This is a genomic window from Fictibacillus marinisediminis (assembly GCF_023149135.1).
Classification (GTDB): Bacteria; Bacillota; Bacilli; order Bacillales; family Fictibacillaceae; genus Fictibacillus_C; species Fictibacillus_C marinisediminis.
The window spans coordinates 473567-493739 of sequence record NZ_JAIWJX010000002.1; the positions used below are offsets into that span (position 1 = coordinate 473567).

At 44.5% G+C, this 20173-nt stretch carries 25 protein-coding genes; 15 read left to right on the forward strand and 10 right to left on the reverse strand.

The window, feature by feature from the left end:
- Positions 1-87 precede the first annotated feature (87 nt).
- Both LCY76_RS02695 and LCY76_RS02700 read left to right on the forward strand, forming a co-directional pair.
- Entirely contained in the window at positions 88-528 is a 441-nt protein-coding gene (locus LCY76_RS02695) for a hypothetical protein (protein ID WP_053355865.1), read from the forward strand.
- Entirely contained in the window at positions 516-812 is a 297-nt protein-coding gene (locus LCY76_RS02700) for a YxcD family protein (RefSeq protein WP_248251351.1), read from the forward strand. The genes LCY76_RS02695 and LCY76_RS02700 overlap by 13 nt, the downstream gene beginning before the upstream one ends.
- A 17-nt stretch (positions 813-829) precedes the next feature.
- On the opposite strand, the gene LCY76_RS02705 is transcribed toward LCY76_RS02700, so the two are convergent.
- Positions 830-1324 (reverse strand): PaaI family thioesterase, encoded by a 495-nt coding sequence (locus LCY76_RS02705; protein WP_248251352.1) that lies wholly within the window; start codon positions 1322-1324, stop codon positions 830-832.
- A 166-nt stretch (positions 1325-1490) separates the two neighbouring features.
- Here LCY76_RS02705 and LCY76_RS02710 point away from each other — a divergent pair, with 166 nt between their 5' ends.
- From LCY76_RS02710 to LCY76_RS02725, 4 genes are all read left to right on the forward strand, one after another.
- Positions 1491-2027: a dihydrofolate reductase family protein gene (locus LCY76_RS02710; protein WP_248251353.1), complete on the forward strand. Its 537-nt coding sequence runs from the start codon at positions 1491-1493 to the stop codon at positions 2025-2027.
- Between the two features lie 390 nt (positions 2028-2417).
- Positions 2418-2753, forward strand: a complete 336-nt coding sequence (locus LCY76_RS02715) for an ArsR/SmtB family transcription factor (protein WP_248251354.1) — start codon at positions 2418-2420, stop codon at positions 2751-2753.
- 12 nt (positions 2754-2765) lie between these two features.
- Positions 2766-3290, forward strand: a complete 525-nt coding sequence (locus LCY76_RS02720) for an SRPBCC domain-containing protein (RefSeq protein WP_248251355.1) — start codon at positions 2766-2768, stop codon at positions 3288-3290.
- Positions 3291-3607: 317 nt separating this feature from the next.
- Positions 3608-4216 (forward strand): SAM-dependent methyltransferase, encoded by a 609-nt coding sequence (locus tag LCY76_RS02725; protein ID WP_248251356.1) that lies wholly within the window; start codon positions 3608-3610, stop codon positions 4214-4216.
- A gap of 38 nt (positions 4217-4254) precedes the next feature.
- Here LCY76_RS02725 and LCY76_RS02730 read toward each other — a convergent pair whose 3' ends face one another.
- Positions 4255-5760 (reverse strand): NCS1 family nucleobase:cation symporter-1, encoded by a 1506-nt coding sequence (locus tag LCY76_RS02730; RefSeq protein WP_248251357.1) that lies wholly within the window; start codon positions 5758-5760, stop codon positions 4255-4257.
- 209 nt (positions 5761-5969) lie between these two features.
- On the opposite strand from LCY76_RS02730, the gene LCY76_RS02735 reads away from it, so the two are divergent.
- On the forward strand, positions 5970-7061 hold the full coding sequence (locus LCY76_RS02735) for a threonine aldolase family protein (RefSeq protein WP_419714918.1): 1092 nt from the start codon (positions 5970-5972) through the stop codon (positions 7059-7061).
- A 239-nt stretch (positions 7062-7300) separates the two neighbouring features.
- Here LCY76_RS02735 and LCY76_RS02740 read toward each other — a convergent pair whose 3' ends face one another.
- Positions 7301-7756 (reverse strand): SRPBCC family protein, encoded by a 456-nt coding sequence (locus LCY76_RS02740; protein ID WP_248251359.1) that lies wholly within the window; start codon positions 7754-7756, stop codon positions 7301-7303.
- Complete coding sequence (locus LCY76_RS02745) at positions 7749-8078, reverse strand: ArsR/SmtB family transcription factor (RefSeq protein WP_248251360.1); 330 nt, start codon at positions 8076-8078, stop codon at positions 7749-7751. The genes LCY76_RS02740 and LCY76_RS02745 overlap by 8 nt, the downstream gene beginning before the upstream one ends.
- 204 nt (positions 8079-8282) lie before the next feature.
- On the opposite strand from LCY76_RS02745, the gene LCY76_RS02750 reads away from it, so the two are divergent.
- Positions 8283-8594 (forward strand): hypothetical protein, encoded by a 312-nt coding sequence (locus LCY76_RS02750; protein WP_248251361.1) that lies wholly within the window; start codon positions 8283-8285, stop codon positions 8592-8594.
- Positions 8595-8724: 130 nt separating this feature from the next.
- Positions 8725-9561 carry a KPN_02809 family neutral zinc metallopeptidase gene (gene ypfJ, locus LCY76_RS02755; protein WP_248251362.1) on the forward strand — a complete coding sequence of 279 codons (837 nt, stop codon included), beginning with the start codon at positions 8725-8727 and terminating at the stop codon, positions 9559-9561.
- A 66-nt stretch (positions 9562-9627) separates the two neighbouring features.
- Here the strand turns inward: ypfJ and LCY76_RS02760 are convergent, their stop codons facing one another.
- The 6 genes from LCY76_RS02760 to LCY76_RS02785 form a co-directional block, all read right to left on the reverse strand.
- On the reverse strand, positions 9628-11127 hold the full coding sequence (locus LCY76_RS02760) for a sodium:solute symporter family protein (protein ID WP_248251363.1): 1500 nt from the start codon (positions 11125-11127) through the stop codon (positions 9628-9630).
- Between the two features lies 1 nt (position 11128).
- On the reverse strand, positions 11129-11329 hold the full coding sequence (locus LCY76_RS02765; RefSeq protein ID WP_272885550.1) for a DUF3311 domain-containing protein: 201 nt from the start codon (positions 11327-11329) through the stop codon (positions 11129-11131).
- A 234-nt stretch (positions 11330-11563) separates the two neighbouring features.
- The gene (locus tag LCY76_RS02770) at positions 11564-12112 is read right to left on the reverse strand and encodes a histidine phosphatase family protein (RefSeq protein WP_248251364.1); all 549 of its coding nucleotides are present in this window, start codon (positions 12110-12112) and stop codon (positions 11564-11566) included.
- A gap of 21 nt (positions 12113-12133) precedes the next feature.
- A complete protein-coding gene (locus LCY76_RS02775) occupies positions 12134-12730 on the reverse strand; it encodes a TetR/AcrR family transcriptional regulator (protein ID WP_248251365.1) in 597 nt (198 codons plus the stop codon).
- 69 nt (positions 12731-12799) lie between these two features.
- Positions 12800-14263: an FAD-dependent oxidoreductase gene (locus LCY76_RS02780; protein ID WP_248251366.1), complete on the reverse strand. Its 1464-nt coding sequence runs from the start codon at positions 14261-14263 to the stop codon at positions 12800-12802.
- Between the two features lie 3 nt (positions 14264-14266).
- Positions 14267-14677, reverse strand: a complete 411-nt coding sequence (locus LCY76_RS02785; RefSeq protein WP_248251367.1) for a hypothetical protein — start codon at positions 14675-14677, stop codon at positions 14267-14269.
- Between the two features lie 183 nt (positions 14678-14860).
- On the opposite strand from LCY76_RS02785, the gene deoR reads away from it, so the two are divergent.
- The 6 genes from deoR (at position 14861) to LCY76_RS02815 (ending at position 20167) form a co-directional block, all read left to right on the forward strand.
- On the forward strand, positions 14861-15805 hold the full coding sequence (deoR, locus tag LCY76_RS02790) for a DNA-binding transcriptional repressor DeoR (RefSeq protein ID WP_248251368.1): 945 nt from the start codon (positions 14861-14863) through the stop codon (positions 15803-15805).
- 178 nt (positions 15806-15983) lie between these two features.
- Positions 15984-16661, forward strand: a complete 678-nt coding sequence (gene deoC / locus LCY76_RS02795) for a deoxyribose-phosphate aldolase (protein ID WP_248251369.1) — start codon at positions 15984-15986, stop codon at positions 16659-16661.
- 260 nt (positions 16662-16921) lie between these two features.
- Positions 16922-17317, forward strand: a complete 396-nt coding sequence (locus LCY76_RS02800) for a cytidine deaminase (protein ID WP_248251370.1) — start codon at positions 16922-16924, stop codon at positions 17315-17317.
- 49 nt (positions 17318-17366) lie between these two features.
- Complete coding sequence (locus LCY76_RS02805) at positions 17367-18548, forward strand: NupC/NupG family nucleoside CNT transporter (protein ID WP_248251371.1); 1182 nt, start codon at positions 17367-17369, stop codon at positions 18546-18548.
- Between the two features lie 318 nt (positions 18549-18866).
- The gene (locus tag LCY76_RS02810; RefSeq protein ID WP_248251372.1) at positions 18867-19499 is read left to right on the forward strand and encodes an AmiS/UreI family transporter; all 633 of its coding nucleotides are present in this window, start codon (positions 18867-18869) and stop codon (positions 19497-19499) included.
- 89 nt (positions 19500-19588) lie between these two features.
- A complete protein-coding gene (locus LCY76_RS02815; RefSeq protein ID WP_248251373.1) occupies positions 19589-20167 on the forward strand; it encodes a YdeI/OmpD-associated family protein in 579 nt (192 codons plus the stop codon).
- The last annotated feature ends 6 nt before the right edge of the window (positions 20168-20173 follow it).

The following is a 20173-nucleotide window of genomic DNA, read 5'->3' on the forward strand; positions in this document are numbered from 1 at the left end:
TTTGGTTTTATATGAAACTTTTTGTTATCCTTTTCGTATATGTAAGAGTTGAGATTTAAGATTACTAAATGGAAGAAGGAATAGAGAATGTTAAAGAAGATTATTGCGGCTACCTTGGTTATGACGTTTGTATTGATGCCTGTGAAAGATATTGTTTTCCATGATCAGTCACAAACGGTAAGTGCGAAAGGCTATCGTTCGGGGGTAAAATCCTTTAACTCTGGTGGTAAAAGCAGCAACAACTCATTTTTTCAAAATAAGAGCCAAAACAAGCAAAAAAGCTTTTTCAACAAAAATAATAGCTATTCTGCGAAAGCTAAAAAGGGCGGATTCATGAAAGGCCTGATCTATGGCGGAATCGCTGGTATGCTTTTCGGTGGACTGTTAGGGAACCTTGGCGCTTTTGGTTCATTCCTTGGGTTAATGATTAACATTATCGCTGTTCTTATCATCATTTCCCTCATATCGAGAATCTTTGCGAACTTAAGAAACAGCCGTAAACCAAAGGATGACCGATGGAACAGATAATGCTATACGAGCAGGACATTATTAATGCTCTCTGCCTGTTCCACGCTCATAAAAAGGAAGTGGAGGCGGAAGATGTTCAAGTCGAACTTCTATATGATGACGATTACGGTTTTTCTGCAGAAGTGCATGTGGCTGGCAGGAAACAAGTGTTAATTGAAGCTAATCTGATTGAAGCCATCCGCTTCTATTTGGATAACCATATGAATATTAATTCCATTTCAGCTGGCCTGGAATTGGTCCTGGATGACGAAGAAGGCATTGTGGCTTACGTTAGAACCAGATAAAAGAAAACACCAATCTTTTAGGGATTGGTGTTTTTTGCGTTTTGCAGGAAGGAATCAGGCATGACAACTGCGGTGACTTCTCCTTTTACACAGAGAGTTTCACCGGCAAACACTTCAGTAGGTACCTTCCATTTCTTCAGATGAACTTCTTCCGGCGTTCCGATAGCTTTCAATGCTATGCCATGCGGGGTAGGTTTCATAAAATCAACCTTCAGCGAGGCTGTTACAAATCGAGGTGGTTCTGCGCCGTCACCAGGTTCATGGCCATTTTTCCGGTGAAGGGCGAGAGCAGCTGAACCGGTTCCATGGCAATCAATCAGGGAGGCAATTACTCCGCCGTATACAAACCCCGGTACAGCCGTATGCTCGGGCTGAGGTGTGTAGATCGTTTCGGTCTTTTCTCCATTCCATCTTGTCTTGAAATGGTGGCCATCTTCATTCAGCTTTCCACATCCATAACACCATGAATAATCGTCAGGATACACTTCCTGAACGGCTTTTTGTTCTGCCAATACACTCACTCCGTTTCTTTGCGGCTCATATGTTTCTTTCCACAGGTTTAGCTGATATTCCTTGTTTACCTTTTAAAAAGACATAGTTTATTTGAAAGTACCTTTTGGATGGTAGACAAATCGTTAGTATACTTTAGTTAAGTATAAACAGTGAGGTGAAGAGATGGTGAAGGAAAGAAAAGTAATCGTATATATTGCAGCCAGTCTTGATGGATTTATCGCTAAGAAGGATGACGATATCAGCTTCCTGTCGATGGTGGAACAGCCTGATGAGGACTACGGGTATGGGGAATTTGTGAGGACGGTCGATACAGTGATCATGGGGAGAAAAACGTATGATAAAGTGCTATCCTTTGGGATTGATTTTCCTCATAAGGAGAGAAAGTGCTATGTGCTCTCAAAGACCAAGAAGGATACGGACGAAAATGTGGAGTTTTACAACGGAAACCTTAATGAACTGATTCATACCCTGAAAAATGAAGAAGGAAAGAACATTTTTATTGATGGCGGGGCAGGGGCGATTAAAGAGTTAAAAGAACAAAATCTTATTGATGAGTACGTGATTTCGATCATTCCTGTTTTGTTAGGGAACGGAATTCGGTTGTTTGCAGAAACGGAGAATGAAAGCAGACTTCAGTTTGTAGAGAGCAAGACGTTCGATACAGGACTGGTACAGCTGCATTATCGGACTTTTAAAGATTAATAATACTAAGGTTGCTTCGGCAGCCTTTTTATTTTGGCTCTTTTCTAAAAGCTTGTTGCTTTGGGGACATTTCTGTATAGAACCTTCATTGACAAGTTGATTGGAGTGCAAGGTGCGAGACTCCTCGAAAATGCATTTCACATTTTCTTCGTGCGATATAACGCTGCCGAAGCCTTCCTTGTCCTGCGGGAGAAGCGGGACAGGTGAGAACCGCAGGCGCCTGCGCCGGTAAGGCTCACCGCCCGCCCCGCGGAAAGCGAGCATCCTGAAACGGAAATCAACCACTCCTAAGAGCAACAAAGGTTACAAAAACAGCCTTTATTTTATTGAATATTCCTTTACAAGAATATTCAATTGGGGTTATATTAGATGTGAAAGGAGAAACGATCGATGAGCGCGAACATCAATGCCACATTATCTGCACTTGCCGAGCCTAAGCGCTTACAAATGATTGAGCTATTGCGTGAAGGTCCTCTCACTGTAGGGGAAATTGCTGAACGGCTTGGCCTTCTCCAACCACAAACTTCCAAACACCTCAGAGTTTTAAATCAAGCTGGATTTGTCGAGGTTCATGCTATTGCTAATAGGCGGATCTACAAGCTGTCTCAGCAGCCTTTCAAGGATTTGAATAAATGGCTAGGATCCTTCAAGAACGTTTGGGAGGAACGATTTGATCGTTTGGATGACTATTTACGTGAGATGCAAGAAAAAACGGATGAAACTTAAGGAGGAATTGAAATGTCTGTAAACTATGGAACAAAATCTTTGAAAACGGCTGTAGAAGGTAAGGTTCTTATGATTGAGAGAGTATTTAATGCTCCGAAAGATATTGTCTTCAAGGCTTTCTCTCAGCCTGAACACCTTTCAAGATGGTGGGGCCCGAAAGGCTGGGAAACTGATATTCGACAGTTTGACTTTCAGCCCGGCGGCGTATGGCTGTATTGCATGAAATGCGTGGATAAGAACCAAGGAGATTTTTACGGCCAGGAGTCTTGCGGCAAAGCGGTGTATCAAGAGATTGTTGCACCTGAGAAGGTTGTTTACAAAGATTTTTTTACTGATGGAGAAGGAAATGAGATGGAAGGCATGCCAGGGATGCTGGTGACCCTCGAGTTTACGGAGTACGAAGGTGCAACGAAAGTAATTACTCGCAGCGAATTTGTGACAGAAGAAGCGCTTAAGCAAGTCAAGGACATGGGTGTCGTCGAAGGATTCTCCTCCCAAATGGAACGTCTTGACGATCTTTTGGAGCAGCTGCAATAAGCGATTGATATTAGTAGGGGCTGTCCGGAAAGTCAGAGCAAATTGACTTTCTGGAAGCTTTTTTTGTTTGCGCCAAACATCTTCAGAGAAAAGTTGATTGTAGTGGAAGGTGCGAGACTCCTACGGGACGAGCGTGGCAGGTGAAACCCGCAGGCGCATGAGCCGAGGGGTTCAGCGCACGCCCCGTGGAAAGCGAGCAGCCTGGAACAGAAATCAACCCCTTTCAGATAGACAGCCTGTTTCACAGCTAGGCTGATTGGCCATGTCTATTTTATATATTAGAATGAAAGCAAGACACATAGACAGGAGCACCTAGAATGACAGAACAGGAATATGACGCCTTGCTTTACATAGAAACGGTCGGGGATCAAAAATGGTTTAATCCTTCTTCCCACTATCATCGTTATGAACCTACGCCATATGCGGCATTGGAGGAATTGGCGAGCCAGTATGAACTGAAAAGCAGTGACCGGTTCGTTGATTTTGGATGCGGGAAAGGCCGGGTCAGCTTTTATATGAACCATTTTCAGCAAGCGACCGTCTCCGGAGTCGAGATGAATGAGGAGTTTTATCAAGAAGCATTGAACAACAAGGAACGTTACAAGGAAAAGCATCACAAGGGAAGGGATGACATCCATTTTCATTTGGGACTGGCGCAGGAGTATCCTGTGCATCCAGAAGACAATCGTTTCTATTTCTTTAATCCGTTTTCCATGCCGATTTTTATGAAGGTCATCCATAATATTGTTTTATCAGTGGAAGCTTCATCAAGAGAGGTGGAGCTGATCCTGTATTATGCCTCTGAAGAGTACACATATTTTTTAGAATATCAGACGGCTTTTGAATTAAAAGAGGAAATAAGGCTGAAGGATCTTTATGAAAAGAATCCTTATGAGAAGTTCTTGATTTATAAGCTGAACACATAAAAACAGGACCTGCCTCAATGGGCACGTCCTGTTTTCTTTTATTCTGCAATACGTTCAATCGGTTTGTCGGACGGAAACTGGGTGATGTTTTCGTATTCACCCGGCCGCAAGACGCTTTGGTCACCTTTCATCAAATAGGTGTAGGCAAACATGGAGATAAATAAACCGAACGTCCAGGCGTTATCCCATATAAAACGAAGCCCGGGAACAATCAAGCCGAGCACGGGTATGGCGACTCCAATAATCAGTGCGTACACACCGTTCTTATTGTAGCCGGAAGTGTAGTTGTACCGGCCGTTCAGTTCATACAATTCTTTCAGGGCCATCTGTCTGCGGCGGACGAGCCAATAGTCGGCGATTGCGATGCCGTCGATCGGGCCAAGCAATGCTCCGTACGTTCCGAGCCAGCCGAAGATATAGTTGCCGAAGTTGGACATGATGAACCAAGGCTGCATGAGGATGGCGAATACTCCAGTGATGAGTGCGCCGATACCGAATGTGATGCGTTTTGGATATAGATTTTCAATTGCACGGGCGGGAGCAACGATATTCGCACCGACATTGATGGTAAGGGATGCCATGGCGATAATAATGGTTCCTAAGAAGATAATGAATGGCGGGAATTTCGCAAGCAGCTGAACAGGATCCCAAATCGCTGAACCGAAAATAACAACCGTGGCTGATGTAACGGCGATTCCAATGAATGAGAAAATGCTCATGGTGAGAGGAAGAGAGAAGCTTTGTGCGATCATTTGTGATTTCTGGCTTTTGGCGTAGCGGCAAAAGTCCGGGATATTCAAGGCAAGGGTGGCCCAAAAGGCAATGACCCCTGTCAATGTAGGGAAGAACACTTTTAAGAACTCACCGGTCGTCGTGAACTTGGATGGTGTGGATAAAATCGGTCCCCAGCCGCCTGCATGAGTGAACGCCCAAATCATAAGAATAATAGCTGAGACTCCAACAACAGGCGCAGCGATCAAGCTTAAAATTTTTATTGCTTCAGGACCTTTGTAAGCCACTCCGACGTTCAACGCCCAGAATAAAGCAAAGATGATGGCAGTATGTCCGGTCAGGTTTTTCCAGGCCGGGAATGAGGCGGATAATAAGACATCGATGGCGGTTGTCCCAATCCATGTATTGATTCCGAACCATCCGGCAGCTACAACCGCACGGGCTAGGGACGGGATGTGGGCTCCCTTGGATCCAAACCACAACCGTGCAAACACGGGATAAGGTATGCCGAATTTTGTTCCGGCATGGGAGTTTAATAGAATGGGAATGAGGACAATCACATTGCCCAGAAAGATCGTTCCAATGGCTTGCCACCAGTTCATGCCGAGAGAGATCATCCCGCTCGCCATCGTGTAGGCTGGAATGCACAAACACATTCCGATCCATAACGTCGCAAAGTTCAGGCCGCTCCAGGTATGCTCCTTTTCTGTCGTAGGCCTCAGATCATCGTTCCATAGTTCACTGTCACTTAAACTTCTAGTTACATCTTCGGACAAGGTTACGATACCATTTTGTTCAATTTGCGTTTTCATCAAAGAATACCTCCCTTTTCTGGCAACTCAAATTAACGGTTCAAAAGACGTGACGTTTCAAGCGACCCTCCTCACCTCTCGTTATTTTGAAACTCAAACTTTTAAAAAATTCGCCATATGAACAATAAAAACCTTCTTCCCAAAAATTAAAGGGGTATTACCCTCAGAAGAGAATAGTATCAAGGAAGTTTCTTTAAGAGAGAGGGAAAGTGAAATTGAGCGGTACATTTACAAAAGCATTTAAACAGGCAGACTATCACGTCAGCGGCCACGGTTCGAGAAATCTTCAAGTATTAAAAGATGCCCTGGAAAGCTATGACGGCGGGATGGAAAGTGATATGTACGGAAGCGGGAAGGTCATTAAAGACTTTCAGGAGAAGATGGCAGAGGTGCTGGGAAAAGAGGATGCGGTGTTTTTTCCGAGCGGAACGATGGCCCAGCAGATTGCCCTTAGGATCTGGTGTGATGAAAAAGGACTGAAGAGGGTGGCATATCATCCACTGTGTCATTTGGAGATACATGAGGAAGACGGGCTGAAGGAGCTGCATCACATCAAGCCTGTTTTGCTGGCTGATGAGAGCCGTTTAATTGCGCTGGAAGATGTCGTGAATATGAAAGAAGAGATTGCTTGTTTATTGCTGGAGCTCCCGCAGCGTGAAATCGGCGGCCAGCTGCCCGACTATTCAACGCTTGAGGAAATCTCTGCTTACTGCCGAGAAAAAGGAATTAAGCTGCACATGGACGGTGCTCGTCTTTTCGAGATCCTTCCTTTTTATCAAAAATCGGCTGCGGAAGTTTGTTCACTTTTTGATAGTGTCTATGTATCTGTTTACAAGGGAATTGGCGGGATTGCGGGAGCTGTTCTGGCAGGTGGTAAGGATTTTATTGATAAATCGAAGGTGTGGAAAAGGCGGCATGGCGGAGATTTAATCAGCCTTTATCCTTACATCCTGAGTGCGGACTTTTATTTTGGCCAAAGGCAGGAGAAGATGGCTCAATATTATAAAGAAGCGAAGGAGCTTGCAGGATTTTATAATGAATGCCATAGGGTTTCTACAAGACCTGCCGAGCCTGTTTCAAATATGTTTCATGTCCATTTTGAAGCGCCTAAAGAGACGATGGAGTCTTTGTTGGCAGGCTTATATGAAGAAACAGGAATTGGTCTTAGCGGCCACATCCGAGAGATTAATGAACAAACAAGCTATTTTGAAGTAAGTGCGGGTGATTTATACGGTAAGGTGCCAGAGGAGAAGCTAAAGTGTGCTTTTCAGAAACTGGATGAGAAGATGAGAGGGCTTTAAAATGAACACAAAAAAGATGCGCTGTACGTCGAGCGCATCTTTTTTATATGGTATCCATCATCCAATCCCGGTGTTCAAAGATTTTGCAGGCCGTTTCTTCCATATCGCATAGAACTTCCAGTCAAGATAACTGTCTCCTTAAATTGGTTTTGTTCATCATTATCCTTTAAGGAGAGGTAATCATAGAGCAGAAAAAAGAAATCTTTCTCTCATATGATGAGAAGGAGTCCATGAATTGTCTAGATTGAAACAGCTGACAGGGTTTGTCCGGTTTCAAGGAAGCTTTTTAAATTACTTATTACCGCTGGCCAGCCATTGTTAAATCCTTCAAATGTATGATTATCCTCTACAATGTCAGATTCCAAAAGATTTTCATGCGTAAGTGTCAGTTTTACGGTCGTGTTTAGAGGATGTAATTCAAAAGTTGCGATTGTAGGACTTTGCCTTGGAGTATCGTCACCCTTATAGGTCCATGTAAAGGAAAGCAATTTGTGCGGTTCACATTTTAAAATCTTGCCGTAGTCGGTAACTTCGCCGTTCCGAGAATAGGTGACATCAGATCCTTCTTTCCATTCAGATTCAACTCGGCTGCCGAAAAAGTATTTCTCTGTAAATTCACCATCAGTTAAGGCATTCCATAGCTTTTCGGGTGTGGTGGCAATATAGGTCACATAAACGAATACAGGCTTAGTCATTTCTCTTATCCTCCTCTAATCTTTTTTTTAGATTATTTAATGCTTCTAAATGATGGCTCTCATATTTATGAATCCAGCGGTGATAAATCTCGCTGATCGGCAGAGGGTTGAGGTAATGAAGCTTCTCCCGCCCTTGCCAAGATATTGCTACAAGATTTGCATCTTCTAAACTGGAAAGGTGTTTTGTTACAGCCTGCCGGGACATTTTAAGATGCTGGCATAATTCGCTCAATGTCTGCCCGTTTTTCAGATACAATTCATCAAGAAGTTTTCTGCGGCTGGCATCGGCAAGAGCCTTGAAGATCTTATCGATGAGTTTCAACCTCCCTTAATACAACATTATAGGCAACTAATAAGTTGCATGTCAAACGTCATTCGTTGTCTTCTTAAAAGTTTTCAGTAAAAGTTTAAAAGCTTTTAGGTAAATGTTCTTATAAAATAGTAATTTTTAGTAATTTCGTCCAATACCTTCATCGTCATTTGTTTCTTACAATAAGGAAAGATAAACAGCAAAGGATGAGGTGCGTTGTTTGATAAGCAAAAAAACAGGCTGCAGGCAGAAATGCTGGAGTGGTATTATGGCAAGTTGGAGCATTTGATGCAAACGCTTGACCAGCTGAGATGGGACCGTAACCGTGTGCTGACCAAAGCACAAAGCTGGGAAAGCAGGAGCAAAGCCACCTACCAGCAGATCATGAGCGAAGCTGCCGTTACGCATTTTGCAGCCGCCAGTACGGGAGAACAGCTGAAGGATGCGTTGAAAAGAGAAGCCTGCCGGCTAAGGGACGAGGCGGACGAATTCGAAGGACGAGAGAGGCTGAAAGAGCAGAACCTTTGAAGAACAGGTGCCAGGCACCGCAATTACACAAGTGTGTAATCGTGGTGCCTGGCACCTATTTATTTTGCCATAAAACTTTGAATGTAGGGTATATCACTAGTAAATGTATATCTTGCTAGGGAGGAATTTTATGAAGTGGAAAGGCAGAAGGCAGAGTACGAATGTTGAGGACCGGAGAGGAATGGGAGGTAAAACACTGGTTGGGGGAGGTATCGGCGGTATTGTGATCGTTCTGATCGTAATGATGCTTGGCGGCAATCCAGGTGATCTGTTGAACGGTATGACGGATAACGGGTCAAATCAATCTGTTCCTTATAAAGAATCAGATCAGGAAAAGGAGCTTGCTTCGTTTGTGTCTGTTGTCCTTGCTGACACAGAGGATGTTTGGACGAAGGAGTTTAAGGAAGAGGGCAAGGTTTACAAAAAGCCAAAGCTTGTCCTATATAACGGCAGTGTCCAGTCTGCGTGCGGGACAGCGGGATCGTCAGTGGGACCGTTCTATTGTCCAGGTGACCAGAAGCTGTACATTGATTTAAGCTTTTATCAGGACCTGAAAAATGAATTTCACGCTCCTGGCGATTTTGCGATGGCGTATGTTTTAGCTCATGAGGTAGGGCATCACGTGCAGAATCTGTTGGGAACGATGGATCAGAACTCACGCCAACACTTGAGCAAGAAACAAGCGAATGCCCAGTCCGTTCGGGTTGAGCTGCAGGCTGATTATCTGGCGGGTGTATGGGCGCATCATGCACAGGGAATGGATCTGCTCGAAAAAGGTGATTTGAAGGAGGCCATCACTGCAGCAAGTGCAGTGGGTGATGACACCCTGCAAAAAAAGGCGCAAGGGTATGCTGTACCTGAGAGCTTTACTCACGGAAGCTCCGAGCAAAGGATGCGCTGGTTTAATAAAGGGTTCAAGAACGGAACAATTGAAGGTGGAGACACATTTCACGCGAAGGATCTTTAAATAACTAAAGGGTGCCAGGCACCGCAATTACACAAGTGTGTAATCGTGGTGCCTGGCACCCTTAGATTATGCTCCTTTGCGGACAGAGGCTGTTTCTTTAGCCAGCTCGTTAAACAAGTAGTCTTTGACTGGGTTGCTTGCACTCTTCGTTTTCTTCACAAACAGCGGATTCAGAACGAAAACGGTCAGGAAGTTTGCAGACAGTCCCCAGAATCCTTCATAGATACCAAACGAGGTGCCGGTTGAATAGACAGTGAAGGTAACCGCTAATCCAACGATCAACCCTATAATAGTAGCTTCTCTCGTCTGGTTCCGCCAGAACAGACTGATGACGATGGCCGGGAAAATCTGCACCATGCCGGAAACGCCAAGAAGCTGCAAGGAAACGAGAGCAGTAGGGAAGACGAGGCCGAACAACAGAGCGAGTCCAATAACGACGAACACCATTCCGCGCGTGATCATCGTTAGCCGGGGCCCTTTCACCTCAGGATTAATCAAGTCACGGTAAATGTTATTGGCAAATAAATTGGATGCACCAATCGCCATGATGGAGCACGGAATGAGTGATGCTAGTGCGATCGTTGAATACGCCAGTCCTTGAGCAACACCGCCATAAGAGGTTTGGATCAGGCTTAATAAAGCAAAGCGGGGATCGGTCCCTTTTGGCAGTACTAGAAAAGCAATAAATCCAAGGAAAACAACGAGAATCAGTACGATATTGTATAAAGGCAGAAACATCGCATTTTTCCGAAGCGCATCACCGCTTTTAGCCGTAAATACACCGGTGGCCGCATGAGCCCACATGAAGAGCGCAAGCGATGAAACCAGGGAAGCGGTAATGAACCAAGGAATTCCTTTCGGCCCTGAGTTTGGAATGGTTAAGAGCTGCGGTGCTTCTTTAACAATGTGATCCACCATAGGGTTCCAGCCCCCAAAGTGAATGATCGGCAGGGATACGACCATAAACAGCATGATCGCCCAAACAAGAACATCTTTAATAATTGCCGTGTAGGTTGGACCTTTAATCCCGCTGAAAAAGGTATAAAGGGCAACCAGCAAAAACGATGTGATGACGACGACTTTTACATTTATAAAACCAGTTCCCGCTACCTGAAGCGTATCCTGAATTCCGCTTAGCTGCAGGCAGATGTATGGAATGAGCATCAGCACCCCGACAATAGCAATGAGTGCGGAAAGAAGCTTGCTGTCAAAGCGTTCTCTCGCATAATCAGCAAGAGTCGTTAATTTATGGTGATTCGCTACTTTCCAAAGTTTTGGAAGGAAAAAGTAAGAGATAAAGAATGCGAGTACGGAATATGGGATAGCAAAGAAGGCAAGGCTTCCAGCGGTATAAGCCGTACTTGTCAGTCCAAGGAATGTATAGGCCGTGTATAGATCAGCCCCTACAAGGAACCAGACGAGCAAGCCTCCAAAACGCCTTCCACCGACAGACCATTCTTCAACCGAACTTCGGACGGCCTTATCCCTTCCGGCCAGGAAACCGATTAAAACGACAGTGAGAATAACAAAGATGGTAATGGACAGTGCTGTAAGATTTCCCTGCATTTTAATGTAAGCCTCCCTTTGATTTCTGAAGATGATAGATTCCCAATGTACATAAAGGGGTTAGGACGATCCATAGGAACAGCCAGAAGTGGAGAAACGGCAATCCCAGAATGATGGGGCCGATCCGATTTACAAATGGCAAAATAGCAAGTTGTGCGAGGAAAGGAAGAACAATGAATAAGATCAGTAAAAATTTTTTCATGATGCCGACTCCTTCATAGGTGATTAGTCACAAGATTTTTTATGGAATGTTGACTATCATATCAGCAATGCAGCCGGCAAACAAGAGCAATTAAAAGAATTGTTAAAATATTTAGTATAAAAAGAAAATGATAGGGCTTACATTTAATTTATTTAATTTTTATCCATCAAAGGTATAAAAAAAACTCCTGGATTTTGTATGTGAGCCACACAGATTCAGAAGTAATCATTAAGCCTATTTCTCAAAAACATACACCTTCCCATGTTCAATGCGGCGGCCGAGCTTTGGTCCGGTAAAGCCGCGCTTAAGCAATTCTTTTCTCATGAACATCATCACACCGCCATGGCAGACGATCAAAATGTCTTCGCCCTCGTTTTCAATGATCCGGTTCAGCGTTTCATTCATCAACCGGATGATTTCTTCCTTGCCGGGGGACTGAGAAGGGTGCTTCATCAGCCAGGCGAGCCGGATGAAAAGGAGGTGAATGGCCAGCGGCAGTTTGACTTTGGAACGAAAGAAAGGCGAGAGGGGGATCTCGCGCAATTCTTTCATGAGGATAATCTCTCCATCAAACGCACGGCGGGCCGTCTTTTCTGCCCTTGAAAGATTACTGGAATAACAGGTTTTCCAATCTACACCGCCTAGGTCTATCTCGCTCTCCTCAATTTCTGAAGCATCATACTCTTTAACCCATTCCATCAATTCCTCTGATGAAAAGAAACCATTCGGATACCCTCTTGTTACTTTAAAATGGCGCATCAACCCGACTTTAATAACACGCAACCCCCATCAGCCAACTCGGCCTTATGATTTTGTGAACATCCTCATCAGCATCTCAACCCTCGGCATTTCATAGCCGTCTAATCCAGGGATGTTTAACGTCATCAATCCTGAAATAACAGTGAAATAACAAGAAATTAATTCGCCAATGTCGCCTTCTGCCAGTTCCCCGATTTTCTGGCCTTCTTCAAACAGTGGCTTGAGCATCTCAATATACATCTCCATCGAGGCGCCTTTAAGGAGATGCTTAGCCTCCTCGGGCACTTCTTCAGAGGTACGTGCCTGATGCATGAGCATAAAGTAAAGCTGGCCTTCTTCATCAAGGATTTTTTCGGTCAGCCTCATTAATTTCTCAAGGGGAGAGCCTTGCATATTGTGAACCTGCTCGGTGCCTGACACCGATCCTTGGATGGCCTGCTCGACTAGCGTGGTGAAGAGCTCATCCTTCGACTTAAAGTATCGGTACATAAGCCCTTGGCTGATGCCGGCCTCGGCGCTGATCATGCTCATTTTTGTCCCGATGATTCCCCGGCGCGCAAAGACCTTTAAGGCGGCTGCCATGATCTGTTCTCTTCGCTCATCACGGATTTGACGGAGCTGTTCTTCGTTTAATGGTGGCAAAATAGATTCACTCCTACGTTGTCTTGTTACCAAAAGTATACCAATTTCAATCTCTAAGCTCTATCGAATTCAGCTGATCGGCTGAAAAACTTCTCCCGAGAAGGACGGAAGGATTTCATCCAGGAGTTCCTCTAAAGGCTTTTTGTGTTCTGCGAGAAGTTCATCCAGCCATAAGCGGCCTTCTGGGGACGTTGATAAAACGTCAGTAACGGTTTGAGGATTTAGGATGGACTGTGGAGGAACTGACAAGGTGTTGACGGCCCAATACATCCCATAAAGCTTCCAATCCTGCTCTTCAGTAGCACGTTTGAGATAGAAATCCATGAATTTTTGTCCGAACGCTATTCCTTTTAACGGCTGTGAACCTTCATACTCAACACCCTCCCATTGGAGATCAGCTGTGCAATTCAGCCACCAGGCAGGGGCAATTACATCCTGGATTTTTTGAAGAACGTTCTGCTCAAAAAGAGGTTTCGGATCTGTTTGCTGTTCTCGGAGCAGCGAATGCAGGACCTCAGCTTCCATTGCGGAAACGGTCATGCCTTGGCCAAAAATCGGATCAAAGTTACAGAAGGCATCACCTATAACGAGCAATCCCTCTGGCCAATGCGCCATCTGTTCGAAATGCTGGCGAAATAGTCCTGGTACACGGTAGCTCCTTGGGTTGGTCATCGGTTCAAGTTTACTGATGATTTCCGTAATGAGGGGACTTGGCAGCCTTGCGATCTCTTTTGCGTATGCTTCAGGCTCAGTTGGGGGGTAGATTCCGTCGGGACGGTAAAGCAATGTTTCTGCCACATTGTTTTCAAGAAATGAAAACACGCCATGGAATGTTCCTGTAGATGGATGTCCGGCAATGATAATTGCATCCCATTTTTCTGTAAGATGAAGTAAATGCGAAGGAAGCTTATATCTGCGGGTGCTGTATCCGATGACCGCTGTCATCCGATCAGGAGCAGGTACCTCGTATCCAAGCTCCTCCAGCCATTTGGGAAGCCTGGAGGAACGCCCGCTCGTATCTATCACAAAATCGGCATGGATTTCCTTTTCTTCATTCGTTACGCGGTCTCTTCCAAGAATGCCAGTTATGGTCTGATGGTCTGCCGAGGATAACAAGTGAACAACGTCATGCTTCTGAAGAAACTGTACATTAGTTATGTTCCTCACCCGCTGACGGATCACAAATTCAAGGACAGGCCTGCTGAACTTAATGTCATTCCGCGGATATTGGGCCACCATTGTGCCGTATTGATTATGCTGATGAACGGTTTTGTTTAGGGAGGAAGGCGCTCCATGAGCCTCTAAATCCTTTTCATAATCCGGAAAAAAGCGATTGATCACAGCTTTTCCGCGCCCTGTGATCCGGTGGGGATGGAAGGCCTGCGGAGTGCCTGGGCGAAGTTCGGGCTGATCGGAAAAAGCATCTTTTTCAACAATCACCACCTTGCTGTAAAACTCGGAAAGTACACGTGCAGCTAATAAGCCAGCAATGCCTCCGCCAATCACAACGGCAGATTCCCATCTCATCGCCATCATTCAGTTCCGCCCTTCCAATACTGTTTTTAAATTGTTCAGATCCTGTTGGCCTGTAGTGATGACCTGGGAGAATTTATCGTGTGACATCCCGGGCATCTGAAAACCGGTTAAAAATACTTCACAGCCATCGCCGTTCGTGATGACCCGCATCGCATCACAAATTTCAACACCAGGTGCAGGGATGGAACGATGATCCAGCACGCCGAAGGAATTCTTTTGGGCAACCCTAACTTCAGAAATACAGTAAGGGGTTTCCATCATCCAGGCATCTCCTTCATCAGCCTTTTGAATCGATTGGCAAAAGGATACCCATTGAGGGAAATTCTCCATGTTGTAAGCATACTCATAAACTTCATGTGCTGGACGGTTAATAAAAACACTGATCGTTTGGGAAGAAAGGTAAACAGTCATTTTTAAATGCTCCTCTCAGTTTTGATGAATGAATGATTCATTCACTTTTAAGGTATGCGGTATATCGGCTCAAGTCAACCAAAATTTAGAAAAAACTAGTATTTTTTATTTTACATATGTTCAGGACCGGTGAAATTTTGGTAAGATATTAGGGAAGGATTATGAGAAACGGCGGTGGACCCTTTGGAACAAGAAAAGTTAAAGAAGGTCATTGAAGCGGCAAAGCTCTATTATTTGCTGGATTACAATCAGAACCAAATAGCGGCAGAATTGGGCATTTCGAGACCGACCGTTTCAAGACTGCTTCAGCAGGCTAAGACCGAAGGGATTGTGCAGATCAAAATCATGGATCCCACAAATGGGATTGAACAGCTGGCCAGTGAGCTTGAAGAAAAATTTAACCTTAAAAAAGCAATTGTCGCTTCCATTCCGCAATATGAGAGTACAAGCATAAAGAAGGGTCTCGGTGAGAAAGCGGGTGAGTATCTTTATGAAATCGTAAAAGATGGAGACAGGATTGGGGTTACGTGGGGAACCACTTTATATAACGTAGCCTGCCAGCTGAAGCAAAAGTTCGTCAAGGATGTTAAAGTCGTTCAGTTAAAAGGCGGCATCAGCCACTCCGAAACCAATACGTACCACTCGGAAATCCTCGATCTGTTCGGCAAAGCGTTCAACACCGTTCCAACTCATCTGCCGCTTCCAGCGATAGTTGACCACGTTGTCGTCAAGCAGGCGATGGAAGCCGATCGGCATATTAAACGAATTTTGGACATGGGGAAAGACGCGAATATCGCGCTGTTCACGATAGGACCTGTGAAGTCGGAATCCCTGTTATTCCAGCTTGGCTATTTTTCTGAAGAAGATCTGAAGCATATCCATTCAAAGGCTGTAGGTGACATTTGTTCCCGCTTTATTGATGAAGAGGGAGAAATTCTAAACGCCAGCCTCAATGAACGGACGCTTGGGATTGATTTAAAAGATTTGAAGCAGAAGGAACATTCCATCCTGGTGGCCGGCGGACAGCAAAAAATCGATGGCATTTATGGTGCGCTAAAAGGCGGATACGCGAATGTGCTCGTGACCGATCAGTTTACGGCCAGATTTTTGCTGGATAAAGAAGAGTAAAGTCCATAAAAGTCCCTTTAACAAGGGCTTTTTTTGTTGGAAAAAAATACTTTTACATTTGTTCATTTAATTATTTACAATTGTTCAGTTGCTTGGTATAGTGTTCATGCAAGCAAAAATGCAATAGTACGACTGAAAGCGTTTTATTATATTTTCAAAATAGAAAGGAACGACCTGTATGTCAAACACAAAATTGGTTCAAATGATCGATCATACATTATTAAAAGCTGATGCAACGCAAGAACAAATTCAAGTACTTGCTGAGGAAGCAAAAGAGCACAAATTTGCTTCGGTATGTGTGAATCCGACTTGGGTTAAAGCAGCTGCAGAAATTCTGAAAGATACTCCTGAAGTAAAGGTATGTACGGTTATTGGTTTCCCGCTTGGAGCATCTACTCCAGAAGTGAAAGCATTTGAAACAACAAATGCGATTGAAAACGGAGCAGACGAAGTAGATATGGTAATTAACATCGGCGCTCTTAAAAGCAAACAGTTTGACGTTGTAGAAAACGACATCAAAGCAGTTGTTGAAGCAGCTAAAGGAAAAGCACTAACAAAAGTAATCATCGAAACTTCTTTGCTTACTGACGAAGAAAAAGTAATCGCATGTGAGCTTTCCGTTAAAGCAGGTGCGGATTATGTAAAAACGTCCACAGGATTCTCTACAGGCGGAGCAACTCCGGAAGATGTGGCACTTATGAGAAAAACAGTTGGACCAGATGTAGGAGTTAAAGCATCCGGCGGCGTACGCAGCCTTGAAGATGCAGAGAACGTAGTAAAAGCAGGTGCGACTCGTATCGGCGCTAGCTCAGGTGTTGCTATCGCAAAAGGTCAGACGTCTAATAGCTCTTACTAATAATTTTAAAAGGCTCTTGTTGATTGGAGTGCAAGGTGCGAGACTCCTCGAAAATGCATTTCACATTTTCTTCGTGCGATATAACGCTGCCGAAGCCTTCCTTGTCCTGCGGGAGAAGCGGGACAGGTGAGAACCGCAGGCGCCTGCGCCGGTAAGGCTCACCGCCCGCCCCGCGGAAAGCGAGCATCCTGTAACGGAAATGAACCACTAGTAAGACCAACAAAGCTTACAAAAAAACCACTTGAATGGAGATCTGAAACATGGAAACAAAATGGTTAGTTGATCAAGCAATCAAAGCCCGTCAAAAAGCATATGTTCCATATTCGAAATTCCAAGTTGGTGCAGCATTGCTGACCGAGAACGATTTATTGTTTCTCGGCTGCAATATTGAAAACGCTTCTTTTGGCATGACAAATTGTGCCGAAAGAACCGCGATATTTAAAGCGGTTTCAGAAGGCGAAAACACCATTAAAGCGATTGCGGTCGTTGGCGAAACAGAAGGGCCGATCTCTCCGTGCGGCGCTTGCCGACAGGTGATTGCGGAATTTTGTAATACCGATACCAGAATTATTCTGGCCAATTTAAAAGGCGACATCAAGGAAACAACGATCAGTGAACTGTTGCCTGGATTCTTTTCTTCAAAAGACTTAACTTAATTTCAGTTCTCACACAATGATGTGAAAATAACAACTAGGGGAAATTATTATGACATATATCATTGCGATTTTAGGACTTGTTGTTGTGCTTGGTTTAGCACTTCTAGCAAGCAATAACCGTAAACAAGTAAATTACAAGCCGATTGCCATTATGATCGTCTTGCAGCTTGTATTGGCCTATGTTCTTTTAAACACCAGATTTGGCTTGGTAGTCATTAAAGGATTTGCGGGTGTGTTCGAAAAGCTGCTTGAATATGCAGCTGCAGGGGTTAACTTCGTATTTGGCGGAATTGCCAATGACGGACAAATGCCGTTCTTCATTAATGTTTTGCTTCCTATCGTGTTTATCTCTGTATTGATTGGGATTTTCCAATATATCAAAGTTCTTCCGCTCGTTATGAGAGGAATTGGATTCTTGCTCAGCAAAGTAAACGGCATGGGCAAGCTGGAATCTTATAATGCGATTGCTTCTGCGATGGTAGGACAATCTGAAGTATTTATTACCGTGAAAAAACAATTGGGCCGTATACCGGAGCACCGCTTATATACATTGTGTGCTTCTGCGATGTCTACGGTTTCCATGTCCATCGTCGGTGCTTACATGACGATGATCGAACCGAAATATATAGTAACTGCTCTCGTGCTTAACCTTTTCGGCGGTTTCATTATCGCTTCCATCATCAACCCTTATAAAGTTGATGAAAACGAAGATATTCTTGAAGTTGTGGAAGAAGAGAAACAGTCATTCTTCGAGATGCTTGGCGAATATATTATGGACGGGTTTAAAGTTGCGATTATTGTTGGTGCGATGCTGATTGGATTTGTTGCCTTGATGGCTGCCATTGACAGCGTGTTCGACTTGATCTTCGGCGTAACCTTCCAGCATGTGCTTGGCTATATCTTTGCACCGATTGCCTTCATCATGGGTGTTCCTTGGGCTGAAGCGGTTTCTGCCGGTGGAATTATGGCAACAAAATTAGTAACTAACGAATTCGTAGCCATGATTCAGCTTGGCAAGGTGAAGGACGCAATGAGCCCGCGTACACTGGGTATCATCTCTGTATTCCTTGTATCCTTCGCAAACTTCTCATCCATCGGAATCATTGCCGGAGCGGTAAAAGGCTTGAGCGAGAAACAAGGAAACGTGGTTGCACGCTTTGGATTGAAGCTTCTTTACGGAGCAACACTTGTCAGCGTACTTTCAGCAATCATCGTAAGCTTCATCCTGTAATTCAAAACAAAACATAGGGCATATCCCTTTCTGCACTAGCGGAGGGGATCTGCTTTTTCTTTTTTAGTTTCAATGAAGTAAAGTCTAGCTCCAGCGCCCAGGGCTGAAAACGAATTTCAGTTTTCAGCTTTAGTCCTCGGAGGACGAAAATTAAAAGCTTTTTTTCGTCCTAGGTCGCTTCACTCTTCCCCCTCAACACATAAATCTTGTTGCAGGTTAAGAGTTCCAGCGCTTTGTGGACTTAAACAGGGCGCTTGCGCTTTACAATATAAGTGAGGTGAATTTGTCTGTGAGGTTGTTTTCTCACAGCAAAACATTATGGGTGACGTCGGTTTATTTCTTTCAGGAGCAGCCCTGTTCTTAAACAGCTTCATGCTTTTCGGAAAAGCGGAGGGCAAGAGCGTGGGATATTTCAACTTGTTTGTCGGAGTCCTTCAGGTCGTTATTCCGTTTTATTTGATCGTGATCTCGGATCAGCAGCACTGGACCATTTTTAATCTGGCTTCGATCTTTTTGTTCGGGCTGACCTATTTATTTGTAGGAATCACAAATGTAAAAGGTCTTCACGGCAGCGGGCTTGGATATTACTCGCTTTGGGTTTCCATCATTGCCGTTATGTATGCTGTTGTGTCTTATATGCAGTTTCATGATCTTGTAAGCAGCCTGACTTGGGTCGAATGGACGTATTTATGGTTCCTGTTCTTTCTGTCAGGAGCACTGAATAAAAAAATTGATAACTATATCGGCAAGGTCGCATTCGTTCAATCTTGGCTGACGCTTACGTTTCCGGCACTCCTGTCTCTAGCTGGAGTATGGAAAACGCAGGCTGTTTCTCAAGCATGGACGTACTTGCTGATCGCATCGTTCGTGTACTTTATCGGTTGTACTATACAGCTTATCCTGTCTTCTCAGAAAAAAGAAAAACGGTTGGAAGTACAGGCGGCTTCTTAAATAGAAAGAAATTCTCTCGAAGGATCGGGAGGATTTCTTTTTTCGTTGGCGTAGTAATCAATCAACGAATCGAGAGCGGAGGCGGAAGGATGGCAAAAGAAGAGCTGCCGGCAGTATGGTTTGAAAATCATCAAGCATTGGAAGACTGGCTAGAAGAACATCATGAATCATCTCCAGGCATTCGGCTTCATATTGCGAAAAAGAATTCAGGCAAGGTGACGCCAAGTTATGACGAGGCTGTGGAAAGCGGATTGTGTTACGGGTGGATTGACAGCCAGAAGGAAAAGTATGATGATCAAACTTGGCTGCAGCGGTTTACGCCGAGAGGGCCAAAAAGCATATGGTCGAAAGTGAATAAAGACAAAGCTGAAGATCTCATAGCGGCAGGGAAGATGAAGCCTGCCGGGCTCCGGGCTATTGAAAAGGCGAAGGAAACCGGCCTCTGGGAAAAAGCTTATGCACCCCAAGGCGATAAGACCCTGCCGGAGGATTTTGAAAAAGAGCTTCAGCAAAGGCCAAACGCGAAAGCCTTTTTCGAAACCCTGAACAGCCAGAACCGATATGCCATTCTTTTCAGGCTCCAGAATGCAAAGAAACCGGAAACCCGGCTGAAACGGATGAATCTGTTCCTTGAAATGCTGGAAAATGGGGAGAAGATTTATCTGTAATAAGAG